Origin of the sequence: Pseudomonas sp. (assembly GCF_050739995.1) — a bacterium.
Lineage (GTDB): Bacteria > Pseudomonadota > Gammaproteobacteria > Pseudomonadales > Pseudomonadaceae > Aquipseudomonas.
Genome location: NZ_JBOICG010000695.1, coordinates 1 through 1,534, shown reverse-complemented (window position 1 = coordinate 1,534; position 1,534 = coordinate 1). Strand labels below are relative to the sequence as shown.

Here is a 1,534-nt window from a genome sequence, read left to right as displayed (position 1 = left end):
GGGCAAGCCCGCTCACTACAAGAACTTTTCTGCGGCAGATTTCCTTAACTGAACTGGATTTACGCGAGGCTCTTGCTGACCACCTCGAACACATCGCTCGACAGCTCACCGGAAGCACGGATGCGCTCCAACTCTGCCTTCATCAGTGCCTGGCGCGCATCGTCATATTTGCGCCAGCGTGTCAGTGGCGCCAGCTGGCGTGAGGCGATCTGTGGGTTAAGGCTGTTCAGCTGGATCACCAGGTCCGCCAGGAAGCGATAACCCGAACCGTCGGCCGCGTGGAAGTTGATCAGGTTCTGCCCGGCAAACGCGCCCACCAGTGCCCGCACCTTGTTCGGGTTTTTGATGTTGAACGCTGGGTGCTCCATCAACGCTTTGACCCGCGTCAGGCCGCCCGGCAAGGTGCTGCCCGCTTGCACGCTGAACCATTGGTCCATGACCAGCGGGTTGTCCTTGAAGTTTTCCGCGAACACCGCCAGTGCCTGGGCTTTCTCTGCGTCGAACGGCGAGTTCACCAGCACCGCCAGCGCGGTCAGGCGTTCGGTCATGTTGTCGGCAGTGTCAAACTGCTCGATCGTCGCCGCCAACACTTCCGGTTTGCCACTGAGCATCAGGTACGACAGCGCGATGTTCTGCAATGCACGACGGGCAAAATGCTCGGCCGCAGCCACATAAGGCGTTTGCTTGGACAGCTCGCGATTGGCCTGGTAGCGCAGCCACAGCGCTTCGTGCAGGTTGTCTGCCAGTTGCTTGCGCGCAAACTCGCGGGCGGCGTGGATGGCATCTACATCCGCCACTTCGCTGATCTCAGTCAGGTAGGCTTCACCCGGCAACGACAGCATTTCCGCAACCATGGCCTGATCCAGGCTTTCGTCGCTCAGCACACTGCGCAGCGCGGTGATCAAGCGCTGATCCATGTGCAACGCCTGGCCCTGCTGATATTGAGCGATGAGTTCCTGCAACACCTGCACCGCCAACTGCTGGCCGGCGTCCCAACGGTTGAAACCGTCGCTGTCGTGCTGCATCAGGAACATCAGCTGATCGCGGTTGTACGGGAAGCTCAGCTTCACCGGCGCCGAGAAGCCCCGCAGCAGCGAAGGCAACGGTTGCTCAGCGATATCGACGAAGGTGAAGGTTTGCTCGGCTTCGGTCACCGAAATCACGCGGGATACACCCGCCGCAGTCGCCTCACCGGCCAGGCGCAGCGCAATGCCGTTGCCCTTCCCGTCCAACAGGCCCAATTCCACTGGAATCACAAACGGCAGCTTTTCCACCTTGTCCGGGGTTTCCGGGCAGCTTTGGCGGAACGTCAGGCTGTAGGTCTTGGCAGCGGCATCGTAAGACTCGCTTACTGCGAGGCGTGGCGTACCGGCCTGGCTGTACCAGCGCTTGAACTGGCTCAGGTCGGCGCCATTGGCATCTTCCATGGCTTTAACGAAATCGTCGCAGGTCACGGCTTGCCCATCGTGGCGCTCAAAGTACAGGTCACTGCCTTTGCGGAAGCCTTCGGCGCCGAGCAAGGTGTGGATCATGC

At 60.6% G+C, this 1,534-nt stretch carries 1 protein-coding gene; it reads right to left on the bottom strand.

The genetic code is table 11. From position 1 onward, the window contains the following. Positions 1–59 precede the first annotated feature (59 nt). Positions 60–1,534, bottom strand: a 1,475-nt coding sequence (locus tag ACRESD_RS23425; protein ID WP_431753079.1) for a DUF3458 domain-containing protein, incomplete at its 5' end; no start/stop codon positions are given.